13 protein-coding genes are annotated in these 17,270 nt (G+C 38.4%); 11 read left to right on the top strand and 2 right to left on the bottom strand.

Going from position 1 to position 17,270, the window contains the following annotated elements; genetic code table 11:
- Positions 1-91 precede the first annotated feature (91 nt).
- Together istB and istA are read right to left on the bottom strand one after the other, a co-directional pair.
- Positions 92-808, bottom strand: coding sequence for an IS21-like element helper ATPase IstB (istB, locus tag BDE36_RS12145; RefSeq protein WP_141813394.1), 717 nt, complete (start codon positions 806-808; stop codon positions 92-94).
- Position 809: 1 nt separating this feature from the next.
- Entirely contained in the window at positions 810-2,366 is a 1,557-nt protein-coding gene (gene istA / locus BDE36_RS12140; protein WP_141813393.1) for an IS21 family transposase, read from the bottom strand.
- A 66-nt stretch (positions 2,367-2,432) separates the two neighbouring features.
- Here istA and BDE36_RS12135 point away from each other — a divergent pair, with 66 nt between their 5' ends.
- The 11 genes from BDE36_RS12135 (at position 2,433) to BDE36_RS12085 (ending at position 17,268) form a co-directional block, all read left to right on the top strand.
- The gene (locus tag BDE36_RS12135; protein ID WP_141815065.1) at positions 2,433-2,630 is read left to right on the top strand and encodes a hypothetical protein; all 198 of its coding nucleotides are present in this window, start codon (positions 2,433-2,435) and stop codon (positions 2,628-2,630) included.
- Positions 2,631-3,029: 399 nt separating this feature from the next.
- The gene (locus tag BDE36_RS12130; protein WP_141815064.1) at positions 3,030-3,830 is read left to right on the top strand and encodes a type IV toxin-antitoxin system AbiEi family antitoxin domain-containing protein; all 801 of its coding nucleotides are present in this window, start codon (positions 3,030-3,032) and stop codon (positions 3,828-3,830) included.
- A complete protein-coding gene (locus BDE36_RS12125; RefSeq protein WP_141815063.1) occupies positions 3,830-4,687 on the top strand; it encodes a nucleotidyl transferase AbiEii/AbiGii toxin family protein in 858 nt (285 codons plus the stop codon). The genes BDE36_RS12130 and BDE36_RS12125 overlap by 1 nt, the downstream gene beginning before the upstream one ends.
- On the top strand, positions 4,687-5,103 hold the full coding sequence (locus BDE36_RS12120; RefSeq protein ID WP_141815062.1) for a very short patch repair endonuclease: 417 nt from the start codon (positions 4,687-4,689) through the stop codon (positions 5,101-5,103). Before BDE36_RS12125 ends, BDE36_RS12120 begins: the two co-directional genes overlap by 1 nt.
- Position 5,104: 1 nt before the next feature.
- A complete protein-coding gene (locus BDE36_RS12115) occupies positions 5,105-6,718 on the top strand; it encodes a DNA cytosine methyltransferase (protein ID WP_141815061.1) in 1,614 nt (537 codons plus the stop codon).
- 37 nt (positions 6,719-6,755) lie between these two features.
- Positions 6,756-8,249 (top strand): winged helix-turn-helix domain-containing protein, encoded by a 1,494-nt coding sequence (locus tag BDE36_RS12110; protein ID WP_141815060.1) that lies wholly within the window; start codon positions 6,756-6,758, stop codon positions 8,247-8,249.
- Entirely contained in the window at positions 8,246-9,358 is a 1,113-nt protein-coding gene (locus tag BDE36_RS12105; RefSeq protein ID WP_141815059.1) for an AAA family ATPase, read from the top strand. The genes BDE36_RS12110 and BDE36_RS12105 overlap by 4 nt, the downstream gene beginning before the upstream one ends.
- Positions 9,359-9,365: 7 nt before the next feature.
- Complete coding sequence (locus tag BDE36_RS12100; RefSeq protein WP_141815058.1) at positions 9,366-10,208, top strand: hypothetical protein; 843 nt, start codon at positions 9,366-9,368, stop codon at positions 10,206-10,208.
- A gap of 31 nt (positions 10,209-10,239) precedes the next feature.
- A complete protein-coding gene (locus BDE36_RS12095; protein ID WP_141815057.1) occupies positions 10,240-11,700 on the top strand; it encodes an ATP-binding protein in 1,461 nt (486 codons plus the stop codon).
- Positions 11,697-15,383: a Z1 domain-containing protein gene (locus BDE36_RS12090; RefSeq protein WP_161987614.1), complete on the top strand. Its 3,687-nt coding sequence runs from the start codon at positions 11,697-11,699 to the stop codon at positions 15,381-15,383. The genes BDE36_RS12095 and BDE36_RS12090 overlap by 4 nt, the downstream gene beginning before the upstream one ends.
- Positions 15,373-17,268, top strand: a complete 1,896-nt coding sequence (locus tag BDE36_RS12085) for an AAA family ATPase (RefSeq protein ID WP_141815055.1) — start codon at positions 15,373-15,375, stop codon at positions 17,266-17,268. The genes BDE36_RS12090 and BDE36_RS12085 overlap by 11 nt, the downstream gene beginning before the upstream one ends.
- The last annotated feature ends 2 nt before the right edge of the window (positions 17,269-17,270 follow it).

Raw genomic sequence — 17,270 nt, 5'->3', positions numbered from 1 at the left:
ATCGTGGAGATTCCGGAGATGCTGACCCCGTACCGGGCATACTGACCCCCTAATTTGGTTTTGGCCCATAGATTCTGAAGGCCTGACAATTTTACCTTTTTTTTCTTAGACTTTCACCTTTAAGTTCAATTCTGTAAGCGGTATGTACCAGCCGGTCGAGTATGGCATCAGCAATCGTTTCTTCACCGATCACATCATACCAGCTTGCCACCGGCAGCTGGCTGGCGATGATAGTAGATTTGCGGCCATGACGGTCTTCTATGATTTCCATCAGATCCATGCGTTGCTGCTGTTCCAGGTGAGTGAGTCCGAAGTCGTCCAGAATGAGCAGTTCCGTGCGCGAAAGCTTTTCCATAAACTTATAGATGCTCCCATCAATCCGGCTCATCTTCGTGCGCAGCAGTAACTTCTGCAGGTTATAATAAGCCACTTTATATCCCTGTGCACAAGCCTGGTGCCCCAGGGCAGAAGCCAGAAAGCTTTTACCGGCACCTGAGGCCCCGCTGATCAGAACGGCATCTCCACTGGAGAGATAAGTTCCCATGGCAAGGTCCGTAATGAGTGAACGGTCAATCCCCCTGGAGGCATCCATGTTCAGTTCTTCCACAGAAGCCCGGTAGCGGAAGCCAGCATTTTTAAGCAGACGGTCAAAGCGTTTTCCGCTGCGCTGTTCCTGTTCGGCCTGCAGCAGCAATTGTAGGCCCTCTGAGAGGTTCAGTTCGTGATGGCGGCGGGTCTCCAGCAGTACCTGCCAACTGCGGCACATTCCATGCAGGCGCAGCTCTTTGAGTTGTGTTTCGATTTGCATATTAAAAGTGAATAGTGGATTGTATATAGTATTCTTTTCCTCTGATATTGTTATGGGCAGGAAGCGGATGTTCAATGCTCTCCTCCTGCAGATAGAGCGTCATGTTGTTCTCCAGTATTTTCTGGATGGCCTTATAGGAGCAGATCCGGTGCTGCACAGCGATCCGGCAAACACGGGTGAACTTTTCTGCCTCGGTATTCCGGTGTAAACGGAACAGGCCGTCGCAGGTGCGGTACAACTGCTCTGGATAACGGTCCTGCTGAAAGATGATCTCAAGGAGGCGGTAGAGATCTTCCGACTTATAACGGGCCCGCTCCAGGTAATATTCCGGACTGCGGTTCAGCCAGGCCTGATTAGCAGAACTCAGATGTTCCTTTACCGAAGTATATCCCCCGCTGTAGCTTCTGATATGGACAGCCACCTGTTTCCCTTCAGCATAGATAGAGACCATACTGCGGGTATAGATCACCTTTACTTTGGAACCAATCAGCGTGTAGGGAACACTGTAAAAGTGTTTCTGAACACTGACATGCCCGTTACTGGCTACCTTGGGTTCACAATAGTGTTTTAGTTCAAAGTCCTGCTGGGGCAGCTCAGAGAGTAACGGCTTTTCAGCGGCCAGGAAGCGTTCTTCCCTGCAGTAGTCCTTACGCTGCATGCGGGTCTGGTTATGCTCGCGTACTTTTTCGCTGATGGCCTGATTTAGAGAAGCCAGATCGAAGAACTGCCGGTTGCGCAGCCGGGCATACACTCTGGTATAGAGCAGCTTTACCTGGTTCTCAACCAGACTTTTATCGCGGGGACGGCCCGGTCTTGCAGGCACGACCGACATCTGATAATGATTGGCAAAGTCTTCCAGGCTCCGGTTGACCTCCGGCTCATACCGGTCTGCCTTGACGATAGCAGACTTAAGGTTATCGGGTACCAGTACCCGGGGTACCCCGCCCAATTCTTTCAGGCAGCAGGAAAGGGCATACAGAAAGTCACCGATTCGCTGAGAGGGTACAGCCATAGCAAAAGCATAATCAGAAAAAGGAAGACAGGCTACAAACAACTGGCAACTGATAATTTCCCCGGTCTGGCGGTCTGTATAACTGATCTGTTTGCCGGCGAAGTCGACGAACAGCTTATCGGCAGGCTCATGGCTTAATACAGAGGTCGGCTTACGGGCAACAAGCTGCTGATGCAGATGAAAGCAGAACTGGGAGTAGGCATACCCCTGGGGAAAACCCAGAATGTATTCATCCCACAGCAGTTTTTTAGTCATCCCTATTTTTTTAAGCTCTTTGGAGAGATATTCCAGTTTTCCTTTGAAATGAATATAACGTGGATCCTTATAAGCAGGATTACCGGAATGGAACCGGGTTTCCAGGACAGGATCCTCCAACTGAAGCAGTTCCTGTGGGTCCAGGGCAGCAGACTGAAGCTTGGCAAGATAAGACTTCACCGTGTTCTTGCTGATGTTCAGCGTTCGTGCGATGGCCTTAATAGAATAGCCCTGGGTGTGTAAGCGTAATAGTTGTTTTATCTGACTCATGGGTCTTGGTTTTCCGGCCATCAGTGATCTTCTTTTGTAATAAATTGATCACTAAGTATAACCAAAACCAGAATTAGAGGGGTCAGTATGCTCCGGTACGGTATCCCCTTTAAGTCAATATCAGGGGGGCAACATGCTCCGGTACGCATTGCGCCTATCTCTCAGAGGGGGTCAGTATCCGCCGGAATGGCAGGCGTTTCTGTTGATTTAAGCAGCATCGCTATCCGCTATCCTAACCGCTTTGGAGGGGTCAACATGCTCCGGAATATCCAATATCGTAGCTGAGTCAGGATGCCAGAAGACAAGTAATTTAAAATTATATGCAAAAAAAATTCTTAACACTTTGTTCGTACCATGTTCGTTTTAAAGATATTGCCTGTTATATTGTCTTTATAGATTGTTCTGCTAGGCATTTACTGGGATAACAACCGGATAGTGTAAAAAGACGAATCAGGAGTGAAAATGGCACATACTAATATATAGGACTGTTTGCCCGCTGTTGAGTGAAATATGCATTTCTATTGAAGTTTAAAGACACATTGAATGCCCGCTATATCAAATCGTTGCTTTTGAGTGTATTTAATCTTTAATAAAATCCTAAAAATTAAACTATTCTCATTATATTTACCAATCAAAGAATCAAAAGACCCATTTTTTAGGGCTTTTGACTCCCTAAATGGTAATATGGCCGACAGTGTTTATATATCTGCAAATCTAACTAAAACTCAATTGGAGTTCTTAAAAATGCTGGACGACTTTGAAATACAATTATTTAAATTCTCAGATATCGAAAAGCAACTCAACCGGAAATTCGAAAATTTAAATGAGATTCTCGAAAATCTGGTTCACAAAGAATTGCTTACCAGGATCGAAAAAGGAAAATTTTGCCGGCCTAACTTCAGAGATGAGTTTGTTATAGGAACCTTTGTAGTGGAAGAGAGCGCCATTGCCTATTGGTCGGCACTTAACCTGCATGGATTAACCGAACAATTTGCCAACACTGTATTTATACAAACAACCAATAAAAAAAAAGACAAGAACATTTTAGGGACAACATACAAGTTTGTCAAAATTGCTGCTTATAAAAGAGTTGGTATTGTTTGGAATGGATACGGAAGCCTCCGCTATCCAATTACTGATATTGAAAAAACAATCGTGGATTGCTTTGATCAGCCTCAATATTCAGGTGGCTATGCCGAACTCATCCGAGCTGTTAGTGTGGCAGAAATGGATTCCCCAAAGCTTATTACTTACTGTAAATCAATCAGAAATATTGCTGTCACAAAGCGTATCGGATTTTTAGTGGAGTTATTTGAGCGCAAAACGTTAGCCTCTTTTGTAGATTTTGCGAAAACGGAAGTTAACAATAAATACAATTTATTAGATCCTCAAGGCTTAGAAGAGGGAGAATTCGTCTCCGAATGGAGACTACGCCTCAATATAGACAGACAAGAATTGATTGAAATTTCAAATAAGCAATACTAATGATACTCAAGAAAGAGATAGAAAAGAAAGCTGCCGCAAGTGGAGTATCAAGAAGTACCATTGATAAGGAATGGGTACTTGGCCACTTTATTGATGCAATATTTTCCGTGGAAGAATGTGCTAAAAGCCTCGTATTTAAAGGAGGTACATGTCTTCGGAAATGTTACTTGGAAAACTATAGATTTTCTGAGGATCTTGATTTCATAGCACTCAACCCGCAATTCAAACTTGACGAACAATTACTTCAGCAAATCATAGATTTAGTAAGTAGCCGGACAGAGATGCAGTTGCATGTTGATAAACTTACTGAATTAAAACATCGGGACAACCCAACCGGCTATACAGCTGTCGTAAAATTCTGGGGCGCTGATCATGCAAAAGATCAGGCTCCCCCTGCTCCAGAACGGTGGACAACTTCCATTAAAATTGAAATTATTCAATATGAGCGAATGATTTTTCCTGTAGTAATGCGTCCGGTATATCACAATTACTCTGACAAGCTAACCACAGCCACCAATGAGATTCCTTGCTATGATTTGAAGGAGGTATTGTCAGAAAAAATCCGGGCACTGATACAACGTTCCTATACCGCTCCACGGGATTATTATGATATATGGTATTTGTCAAACAATGTAAACGACTTGGATTGGAAAGCAATTACTGACGCCTTTTTTGAAAAAATGAAATTTAAGGGGCTTGAATTTGAGGGAAAAAATCAACTCATAAATCCTAAAAATGAACGGGCTGTAAAGTTAGCTTGGAAAAACAGTTTAGGGCATCAGTTGATCTCAGAAAAGCTTCCCGATTATGAGCTAGTTAAAAATGATCTTTTAAATCTCTTTAATAAAATAATATAATGGCAGATGTGCATTCTAAAGAGGTAAGAAGCTACAACATGAGTATGATCAGAGGGAAGGATACAAAGCCTGAAATCCTGGTTAGAAAATTCCTTCTTTCAAAAGGATTGAGATATCGTCTACATGATAAACGCTTATCAGGTAAACCAGACATTGTTTTTCCGCGCTATAATACAGCTGTATTTATTCATGGGTGTTTCTGGCACGGACATAAGGATTGTAAATATTACGTGATTCCAAAAACCAGAACGGAATGGTGGCAGAACAAAATTGACCTCAATAAAGCTAATGATGATAAAGCTGTCTTTAAATTGATATCTGATGGCTGGAATGTAATTATAGTTTGGGAATGCGAATTGAAAAGTAACACTTTGGACGAAACACTTAATAGCCTTTATCACAAAATAGTACATTAACATGATACCTATAATTGACATTTTTGCGGGACCAGGCGGGCTTGGAGAAGGCTTCAGTTCATTGCTTAACCCAGCGGGGAAAAGAGTATTCAAAATTGCGTTATCAATCGAAAAAGATAGATATGCCCATCAAACACTGACACTAAGAAGTTTTTTTAGGCAATTTGAGCCGAGCAAGGCACCGAAAGATTATTACGAATTCGTAAAGGGAAATATTTCTTTAGAAGAACTGTATAAAAGATATCCTGTAGAAGCTGGTCATGCTACGAACGAAACCTGGTTGGCTACACTTGGGGAGTCGAAGGATGCTGTTTCAAGCAACTTGGTTGATAAAAAGATATATGAAGCCTTGAATGGTGAGCGAAACTGGCTATTAATAGGCGGCCCACCGTGTCAGGCCTATTCAGTTGTAGGAAGAGTGAGACGAAAGCAAAATATTCTGGATGAGTCAACGGATGAAAGAGTTGGCTTATATAAACAATATTTGCGAATACTAGCGGTCCATAATCCTGCCGTATTTGTGATGGAAAACGTTAAAGGACTTTTATCCGCTACAACAGAAAAAAGCCCGGTCTTTACTAAAATCCTTAAAGATTTAGCAAATCCGGTAACTGCATATTTAAAAGATTATAAACGAAATGGACAGGAGCTCGCTTGCCCGGGATATAAGATATTTTCTCTTGTCGTAAATCCTAAAGATTTTGGTGCTGATGGGGAGCCCATTATCCAGCAGAAAGACTTTCTTATAAGATCTGAAAACTACGGTATCCCACAGACAAGACATAGGGTAATATTGTTAGGCGTGCGAAACGACATAAGTTTTATCCCTGGTGTTTTAGAGGAACAAACGCAGGTTGCGATTTCTAAGGTACTGTCTGGTCTTACGAAACTCCGGGGGAAACCCTCAAGGGGGGATGATAGCGGAGAGAAATGGAAAGATTTTGTGAATGGGATAATGAAACGCGGAATATTAACAGGTATTCAGGCAGAAATAAAACATGAAATTGTAAAAAGCCTTTCTTTATTAAAGCTACCTGATGAAGGTTCCGGGAAAGAATTTATAGCAGATCAGAAATTAAATACAGAATATCGGGCTGATTGGTTCATTGATAATCGACTCGGGGGTGTGTGCAATCATGCAGCAAGAGGACATATGGAGAGCGATCTGCACAGGTATTTTTTTATTTCATGTTTTGCTAATATCAAGGGGTATTCTCCGCAGTTATCGGATTTTCCTTTGGCATTATTACCTGATCATAAAAATGTTTACAGTAATGATGGCCGTATTACACGCAAATTTGCCGATCGCTTCAGGGTACAGCTCAAAAACAAGCCTTCAAAAACTATCACAAGCCATATATCACAAGACGGGCATTACTATATTCATTATGATCCGACTCAATGTCGCAGTTTTACAGTGCGGGAAGCTGCAAGAATTCAAACATTTCCGGATAATTATTTTTTTTGTGGCCCCCGTACATCACAATTTATTCAGGTTGGTAATGCAGTTCCCCCACTTTTAGCAAACCAGATAGCAGAGATTGTTTTCAACGTTTTCAGTGCTGTAGGAATGAGTAAGAAAGCAAAGAAATTATTAAGAGAATATACATTGTAAAGAGTTACGTCGATTTTGACAACTAATAAATTTAATTATGCCAGTTCCAGTATTTGAAGATATGATGAATCCGACTCTCCAGGCACTCAAAAGCTTAGGCGGAGAAGCTCATATTAAAGAAATTGAAGATAAAGTTTCTGAACTTCTTGATTTATCTACTGAAGATATTCTTGAAGTACACAAAGACAATAGAACAAAACTGGGCTATCGGCTTGCATGGTCTAGAAATTATTTAAAAAGAGTAGGATTACTCGAAAGAACCGGACGGGCATATTGGTCCTTGACAGAAGAGGGAAAGAAAGCAGAAGCGGTTGATAAAGATCAAATTATCAGAAAGATCAAAATGCTGGATGGACGGTTGGCAAACGATGATGATGAAGACCTTTTAGATGATGATTCAAAAAGCGATTTAGATAATGCTATACTTCGCGATCAGCATAATCCGGATGTTGAAAAAGAAGATACACTATCATCAGAAATCATTAAACCGTTTGATCCGAAGAGGATTGACATTACCAGCAAAACCTTGATCTTAGATTCTATATTCAAACGTATTTCCCGAAAAGAGATAAATCTTTTTACAGATTTTCAGAGACAAGGTGATTTGTGGGATCCTATGAAGCAAAGCAGGCTTATAGAATCAATTTTAATCAGATTTCCATTGCCAGCATTTTATTTTGATGGAACAGATGAAGATCAGTGGTTAATTGTAGACGGTCTTCAACGAATAAGCACTCTTAAGAATTTCGTCATCGACAAAACTTTGAAACTTCAGAATCTGGAGTTTTTAGATCAATTCAATGGCTGTAACTACGATGATCTTCCACGTAATCTGCAAAGACGGATTGATGAAGCAGAAATAACTGTTTATATAATAAACCCAGGCACTCCTGACGAGGTAAAATATAATGTATTCAAAAGAATTAATACTACTGCACTTATACTCGAGCCGCAGGAAATTAGACATGCGATCAATCAGGGAGTACCGGCTCTTTTTGTAAAAGAGCTTGCTGATTTGGATGAATTTAAAAGAGCCACTTCTTATACTATAAAAACTCACAGGATGCTCGACAGGGATTTTGTTACAAGATTTTTATCTTTTTATTTAAATCCTTATAAAGGCTACCAACCGGACTTAGATACTTTTATGAATAAATCTATGGCCGCCCTAAAGGAGTTAAGTGATAGCGAAAGATTAGAAATAAAGTCTAAGTTCATAGGAGCGATGAACGGAGCTTACAGCCTATTTGGTGAAGATGCTTTTCGTAAGCGATTTAGCCGAGCCGATAATCGTAAACCAATCAATAAAGCTCTTTTTGAGGTTTGGTCAGTCTCTCTCGCTAAACTTACAAATGAAGATTTAAAATTACTCATCGAGCAAAAAGATAAATTGACGGATGAATTTATTCTCTTATTAAATGAAGATTCTGTTTTCTCAGACTCTTTAAGTTCCGGAACGGGCGACAGAAAAAGAGTAACAAAAAGATTCACCGCTATTGAAAACTTAATCCAAAAACAAATACAACAATGATAAAAGATATAGAAATAGAAAATTTTAAGTTGTTCAAAAGAAGTAAGCTTTCTTTAAGAACCCTTAGTTTGTTTACGGGACTAAATGGTACTGGCAAATCTTCAATTATTCAGGTGCTCCTATTACTGAGACAATCTCAACAGTCCGGAATTTTATCGACAGCCGGTTTAAATTTGAAAGGGAATCTCGTTGAATTAGGAACAGGTAAAGACATTTTTAATCAGTTTGCCGGTAAAGATGAATTTGTAAAAATAAAAATCAACACTACTAATCATACCTATTACTGGGATTTTACATATTCAGCAGATTCTGACATTTTACCCGTTATTAATAAAAGTACTTACACAGATCAACTATCAAAATTTAGTCTCTTCAATAGGAACTTCCAATACCTAAATACAGAGCATATTGTTCCTCTTAATACATATAAAAAGTCAGAGTTTGAAGTAGTTCATAACCGGCAGATAGGTAAGCACGGAGAATATGCTGTTCATTATCTCTCAGAGTATGGATTGGAGCCAATACAATATGCCAATCTGATCCACCCTAAAGCCAAATCGAATCGATTGCTTCATAACGTAGAAGCATGGTTAAACGAAATAAGTCCCGGAGTCAAAGTAATTGTAGAAGACATTAAGGGCGTGGATTCTATTCGTCTCGGCTTTCAATATGAAGCTGAGAACGGATATACCAATGAATACAAACCAATTAATGTTGGTTTTGGTATCACCTATGCCCTACCGGTAGTTGTGGCTTTGCTCACTATAGCTCCAGACAAAATTACAATTATTGAAAATCCAGAATCACATATTCATCCACAAGGGCAGGCAAAAATCGGTGAGCTCATTGCACTATCTACAGCGAATGATTGCCAGATATTTGTCGAGACACATAGTGATCATATCCTTAATGGAATAAGAGTAGCTATAAAAGAAACTAAGCTTCTACATTCAGAAGCGGCAATCTACTATTTTGACAGAGTATCCAATGGGAAAGCTGAACACGAATCTGCGATTACTACTATAAACATTGACAAGAATGGGGAATTAAGTGAATATCCTAAAGGGTTATTAGATGAATGGAGTTCTCAGCTTTTTAAATTAATATAAACACTTTATGGATTTCATTTTTAATGAACTGTGTTTTGGCAACGTTGCTACTGATATTCATGCAGGTAAAAAAGGAATTAATAATCTGCTTCAGGTATGTAAAAAAGGCAGGGAGTCCGGGATGTCAAGATTAGCAATCAGAACTGATTTTTATGAGCAATATCTGGCAGAGAACTATTGTGTCAGAGATTGGCTAAGTGACCCATCTGTAACAAGAACTTACAAAGATTTGCTACTAAGCATTGTCAGGCACCCTTATATTGAAGACGGAGACACATCAACTGAAGAGCGTTTTATTTCATCTTATGGTTTTCTGAATGAAGAAAAAAATACTTCCGTAGAAGGATTGGCAGTTGCCTACCTCTACAAGACTATAGCCGTTAGCCTTTGTTCAGCTGAAAAATGGAATTCACATGAAATTGATATCAGGTTTTCGGAAGCAGATAGTGAGGATCAGAATATTAAAGTCAGGCACGCAAGTCAGATATCTCATATAGAACAGCACAAGGATTGGATTATTTCAAGATTGGGGATAAAATTAGCTGTCACTGATTTGCAGATACAACAAAAGGCAATCAGTCTGAGAGATGACCATGGTAAAGATTTGCTATTAAAGTTCTCCAAAAAGCTGATTAGATCACCCTATGTCACAAGGGTGATAAATTCGTTACCCTTTAATCCTCATAATAACGACTTTGTAAAATCTTGTTATCCCGATGGAAGAGTTGAACTGGTACTTACAGGAACAGATCAGGGGCTAGGCCTTGTTATACAAACAACAGGAACTACTCTATTGGAAACTGAAGCTGTTGCAGCGATATTAAGAGAAGAATTTAACAATGAATATTAAGTACTTGGTAAAAACCTAACCTAAATAACAGATGACCACTTCCGATTACTCAAAATATCCAACCGCTGATGCTGCACCAATTGCAGTTAATATGCTTGAGTCGTTCAGAGCTGTAGGTTATAGTATGGAAGCAGCTGTTGCGGACATACTAGACAATTCGATATCAGCTGAGGCGAAAAATATATGGATAGATTTTGACTGGAAAGGGGCAGACACCACATTTTCAATAAAAGATGATGGTTGTGGTATGACGAATGATGAATTGATTAACGCGATGCGTCCGGGTTCTAGAGATCCGAATGAAGAACGGCATATAAAAGATCTTGGTCGTTTTGGCTTGGGATTAAAAACCGCCTCATTTTCACAGTGCAGGAAATACACAGTCGTTTCTAAAAAGAAATCAAAAGAACCTGTTTTCTGGACATGGGATCTGGATTATGTTTATCATTATGCAAAAGAGTGGAAACTGATCGCATTATTACCTGATGGAAACTGGAACGAACAAATGCAGAATTTAACTTCCGGAACGATTGTCATCTGGCAGGATATAGATCATTTGTTGAAGGGTATAGCTAAAGACGATAAAAGAGCTTACGACAAATTTTTGCAAACGATGGAACGTATCAAAAAACATATCGCAACTGTTTTTCATCGTTATATTGAAGGCAATAAAACAAGAATATTTTTCAGTGGCAGGGAAGTTGAAGCGTGGAATCCTTTTCTTATACAGCATACAGCAACACAGAATTTTCCTGAAGAACCACTACATAATGGAAAAATTAAAGTCCGGGGCTTTGTTTTACCTCATAAATCCAAACTTGCACCGGAAGAATTCAGGAACGCGGAAGGCGTTAAAGGTTGGAATGCACAACAGGGATTTTATGTATACCGAAATGAACGAATGCTGGTTAGCGGAGAATGGTTAGGATTGTTCAGAAAAGAAGAACACTTCAAACTGGCAAGAATAATGATTGACCTACCGAATAGCCTGGATGGAGAATGGCAGATTGATATTAAAAAATCAGTCGCAAGAGCCCCTTTCGGGCTAAAAGACAATCTAAAAGCTTATGCGTCCCTTGTAAGAGCTCAGGCTGTTGAGGTTTATAGGCACAGAGGTAAAGTTGTTCAACGGAATGCCACAACGCAGCATTTTCAGCCCGTATGGATAGAAAAACAAAGGGATGGAAAGCGCTATTACGAAATAAATCAGACTCATCCTCTTATTGTATCAATGGATCTGAAAGCTGTAAAACCGCTCATCAGATTGTTGGAAGAAACATTACCAGTTCCATTGATAGTTATTAATGAATCCGAAAACCCGGATTCATTTTTCAGACCATTTGAAAGAGTAGCAGCTTCCAGTGAACTGAAAGAATTGCTGAAAGCAGTATATAATTCATTATTGAATACTAACACACCGGAACAGGCAAAAAACAGGTTATTACTTATTGAGCCATTTAATGAATATCCGGAATTAATTGAATGTCTATGACTAAATACGAACAGGCAAAAAATGTGTGTGTAACAATGCTTTCAGGGGCAACCGAAAGTATGAATGCCGATTTAATAAAAACCACGGTAGAGAATGTCAACAAGCTATTCTCTCTTTCTGAACCTGAACTGTCAACTCTTCGTGAAGAACTTGAAGTACGATATGCGGTATTTTCTGATCAGTATCGCATATTGGATGCAGAGGAAGATAAAAAAAGAATTCCTTGGATAAAAAATGCCAAAGCAGAAATAGAATGGAAATTCTGGAATCGTTATAGAATGTTACTGGAACAACGGAACTATGCGCCGGACACACTGAATAAAATGGATAACCTGACAGATGATATTCTTGACAGGTTGATTCGACCAGGAAGCAATATTCCTTTTGATAAAAGAGGATTAATTGTCGGTCATGTACAATCAGGGAAAACCGGGAACTATATCGGATTGATATGTAAGGCTGCAGACGCAGGATATAAACTGATTATTGTATTAGCAGGGATTCACAATAGTTTACGTTCCCAGACTCAGCTGCGCATTGATGAAGGCTTTCTGGGATTTGATACCCAACAAGCCCGAAGCATAACTCAAACCACAAACAGAATCGGTGTAGGTAAGATTGATCCTAATCTGGTAGCGCATTCACTGACCACCAATGAAATTAATGGAGATTTTAATCGAAAAGCTTCCGAAACGTCAGGTATTAATATTCGTAGTAATGATCCGATAGTACTCGTCATCAAGAAAAATGCTTCTGTTATGAAAAATCTGTTGGGTTGGCTGGCAAGCAGAGCAGAAACGATGGAAGATGGAAAAAAACAGATCAAAAATCTGCCTTTGCTGGTTATTGATGACGAGGCGGATAATGCATCAATAAACATCAGTAAAAACTATGTTTCAGGAATCAATGCCTGTATCCGTTCCATGTTGAAATTGTTTGAACAAAGTGCTTATATTGGTTATACAGCTACTCCTTATGCAAATATTTTCATTAAACAATATACAGATGATGATGTCAAAGGACTTGATTATAACGTACATAATATACCTTTATCTTTAGGAAAAGACATTTTCCCAAAAAACTTTATTGTTAATATACCAGCTCCTTCTAACTACATTGGACCAGAGAAAATTTTTGGTATCGAGACTATTGAATCGATTGAAGATTATGACAATCCGTCCTATCCATTGAATGATTTAATAGAACCTGTAGATGACTATTTAAATTATATAAAAGATGGGCATAAAATGGATGATGAGAAACCTGATGAACTCCCGCCAAGCCTTCATAAAGCAATAAAATGTTTCTTTTTATCCTGTGCAGCCAGAAGAGCCCGTGGTCAGGAAAATGAACATAACTCAATGTTGATACACGTAACAAGGTTTATAAAATGGCAGGCCAGAATTGGCCGTTTGGTAGAAGAACAGGTAAAAACTTACGCACGTTTAGTAGAATTTAATGATAATGCATTCCTGAGAGAACTTGAACATCTATGGAATGAAGAATTTGTACCCGTTACAAAAAATATTATAGCTAATCCAACGGTCAAAGATCCATCCATAAAAGAAATGTCCTGGATGGATATAGAATCTCATCTATATCCCGCGGTAGCTAAAGTAGAAGTCAGATCTGTACACGGCGATACAAAAGTCGATGGACTTGAACATAAAAATATCCGTCCGCTTGATTATTATGATAATAAAAACGGACTTTCTGTAATTGCAGTTGGAGGTAATAAACTCTCTCGGGGACTTACCCTTGAAGGGCTGACAATTACGTATTTCCTTCGTGCGTCAAAAATGTACGACACATTGATGCAGATGGGCAGATGGTTTGGCTACCGTCCAGGATATCTGGATTTGTGCAGATTATTTACGAGTAATGAGCTTGTCCAATGGTATCAGCATATTACAGTGGCTACGGAAGAAATGCGGGCTGAATTTGACCGCATGGGAGATTTGGATAAAACACCTGCTGAATATGGGTTGAAAATAAGGACGCATCCTGGTTCACTGGTAGTAACCGCTGCAAACAAGTTCAGATACAAGAAAATTATGGAGCTTAGTTATTCCGGAGAGCTGGAAGAAACCTATTCTTTCCGTAAAAACGATACAGCAAATCTTTCCAATTATACACTCGCTCTTTCATTTATCAATAGCCTGGGATTACCTGATGGAATTTCAAATTCAGAAGCTGCATTCCGCAATCATTTTGTATGGAGAGGAAAAAGCAATGCAGATAAGGTTGTTAGCTTCTTATCTGCATATAAAACCAAACAACTATCATTTAATGTTTCTTTGATGTCAGATTATATTCAGGCACAGCAAAGACATGGAGTGATTACAGATTGGATTGTAGTGCTGATTAATAATACAGATGATAAAATAGGTATAAAAATTAATGAGGATATAACTGTAGGATTAACTAAACGAAGCGATTCTGGAACTCAGGTAAATCATTATACTATTGCAAAATCACATATTATAGATCCAAAGCATGAATATATTGATCTGACAGACGAGCAGATAAGGAATGCTCTTAAAAAATCAAAACAGGATGCAGTAGAGAAAGGGAAGGACTCATCACGAGTTAATAAACCAAGCCCGGTAAGAATCAAAGAGGTTCGTCCGGAAAATCAGGGCCTGTTACTGATTTATATATTAAACCCTCAACCTGATGAAAAGAAACCTGCATTATCTGATATTCCGTTTGTTGGACTTGCTGTAAGTTTTCCATGGATTGAAAAAGATATAAAAATCGAGTATGCTGTAAATGAGCAGTTTTTAAAAGAAGTTTTGGATTATCCCGATGAGCTGGATGAAGATGAAATTGATGATCCTTTGATAGCCGAAACAGAGGAAAAAAACACTGAAATGAAATCATTTATCCTTAGAACGATGAAGGATAAGGAAAACTTCAATAAAGAACTTTCTCTTGGTTTTCAAAAGGGAACTAACATAAGTTATAGTAAACATTATAATGAACTCGAAACGAAAACTGTTGCAGTACCGGAACAAACAGAAGGCGGTGTTCCCTTAATCAGAGCAGAAGATATTAATAGATACTATACAAAAACTTATCATGATTTTCAAGTCGTAAATGCGGGGGAGATACTGACAAAAAAGAAAAGTATCATAGCTCCTATTATATATACCGATCAAAAGTTTACACTTTCTGAATTTGGTTTTGTTGCCGATAGTAGTTGCCTGACTGTTCAAAGTTCAGAGCTTGCTTTGGAGTATTTACTGGCTTTGTTCAACTCTGCACTTTTTGCTTTTTACAATGTAGACCGAAAAGGAGAAAAAACGGAAATACTAATCAGAGAATTTCCTGTTATCGCTGATACACAATATATACTAGCAATAACTGCTTTAGTAGAAAGTATATTACACCTTCAGCAGAATCAGGCATCAAGAGAAAACAGAGTAATAAGCTCATACTTCATGAATGTTCTGGATGTAGTTGTCTTTGAGATTTATTTCCCGGAAATATTTAAAAATAACCGTTTAAGCGTTCTTTCGGAATTAAGAGACCTAGATCCATTTAATAATGATATAGAACAAATAAAAAGCTACTACCAGATATTGAATGCCCCTCAAAGTACTATAAAGAAAGCATTGTACTCCATTAATACGATTCCTGAGTTCAAACTTATTTACCAAACGCTGACGGATGAAAATTAAACGTATACATATTAGCAATTACAGGGCGTTCCTAATAAATGATGATCAGGAAGCATCTCGTTATACGTTAAATCTCCCTAACGGAGAGAACTTACTAATATATGGGGAAAATGGAAGTGGAAAATCATCGCTTTTTCGAGCTTTAAAAGATTTTTTCAATGCAGTAACAAATCCGCAGCCATTTCAAAAAAACCTGTTTTATGAAGCACGGAATACTTCGGAACCTCCTTTTATTGATATTGAAATTGATGACAACAGTCATCACAGGTTTTCCTCTGATGGTAATCAATATTTATTGGTTAATAACGAATCGGGAGTTAATACAAACTATATTACTCAGGCAAATATTATCAATGGATTTATCAGTTACAGAGACTTGCTCAAACTACATTTCAGACAGGATAATCAGAACCCCGATTTGGTTTCTTTATTTCTCGGGCAAGACGGATTATTTTCAGATATGGTTGTTCCTGCACCGGCACAACCAGAAAATAAAATAACTTATAAAAATCTCTGGATTAAATGTGGAGGATTGGACCAGGAAGCTCTGACTGATTACAATACCAACGTTACTGCTCTTTTCGGAGAGCTTGAAGCGAAAGCAAATATGCTGCTTGGTTTTTTTCACAAAGAATGCAGCTTGAAGATAGAATATACAGATGGGGTAATAAATGATAACACACTGAATAATCCAACAATATCCTTTAAAGTGAAGCTTTTTGGTAAAGAATTGCCAGAACATGATGATATGCTGAACGAAGCTCGCCTTACGGCTATAGCAATCTCCGTATTTATGGCACATCAACTTTGTATTCCTCCTGCGGAATTAAGAATTCTGTTTCTGGACGATATCTTTATAGGACTGGATATGACCAATAGAATTCCTTTGCTAAAAATACTCACTGCAGATAATTTGGGAGACGGTAGTTCATTTAAAGATGCTCAGATTTTCCTCACAACTTATGACAGAGAATGGTTCAATATAGCTAAGCCATATCTTGAAGGCTGGGAAAAAACAGAATTTTATGTAGATAACCATAGTCATGATATCGAACGCCCCTTTATACGCAAATCCGATACGTATAGAGAAAGAGCAGAATACCATCTCACTAAAGGAGATTATCCGGCTTGTGCGAATTATCTCCGAAAGGCATTTGAAAAAGAGCTAAAGAGAATTCTCCCTGAAAATGTTTTATATCCAGGTTTTAGTGGTACATCGGGAGACAATAGTGTAGTCGCTTTATCAAAAAGAAGTCTTTCAATTTCAGAAAATGATAATGCATGGTTTTACAAATTAAAAGAGGAAGAAGATACAGCTGTAGATACTTTCAGATTTATCTCTTTACAACAAATGATAGATCAATTTAAAAAGTTAGTCAATCAGTATGAAATTCCATTCTTACTCATTGATGAACTTACCGGAATCAAAAACCGGTTACTAAATCCTCTTTCTCATGATGACCTGAAATCTTCAATATTTAAAGCAGAACTTATTACCGGATTTAAAATACTAGATGAACTTCAGAAAATAATTTCAAAAGTTATTTTATCGGTAAAAAATACTGATGCAATTCAGATGTACAGTATTAAAAAAGACTATAAGAACGACCTCTACTATTACAGGTTTGAAATATTGGAAAACCTGAGGATATTTCAATACAACACATTCAGAGTACTATTAAACTCGAATATCAATTCACAATATAGGGCAAAAGAATATAAAAATTTCGAGGTCTTAGAAAAGAACTATATATCTCTTAAAAAATTATGTGAAGGAATATTCTTTCTTTCTGATGTTCCTGGAGCAGTATCTAGCTTCTATGAAAACTTTATATTCGATGAAATTTATACTGCTGAGGGGGAAAAAATTTCTGAATTGATTTGATT

This window comes from Arcticibacter tournemirensis, assembly GCF_006716645.1.
Lineage (GTDB): Bacteria > Bacteroidota > Bacteroidia > Sphingobacteriales > Sphingobacteriaceae > Arcticibacter > Arcticibacter tournemirensis.
This window is presented reverse-complemented; position numbering and strand designations above follow the sequence as displayed.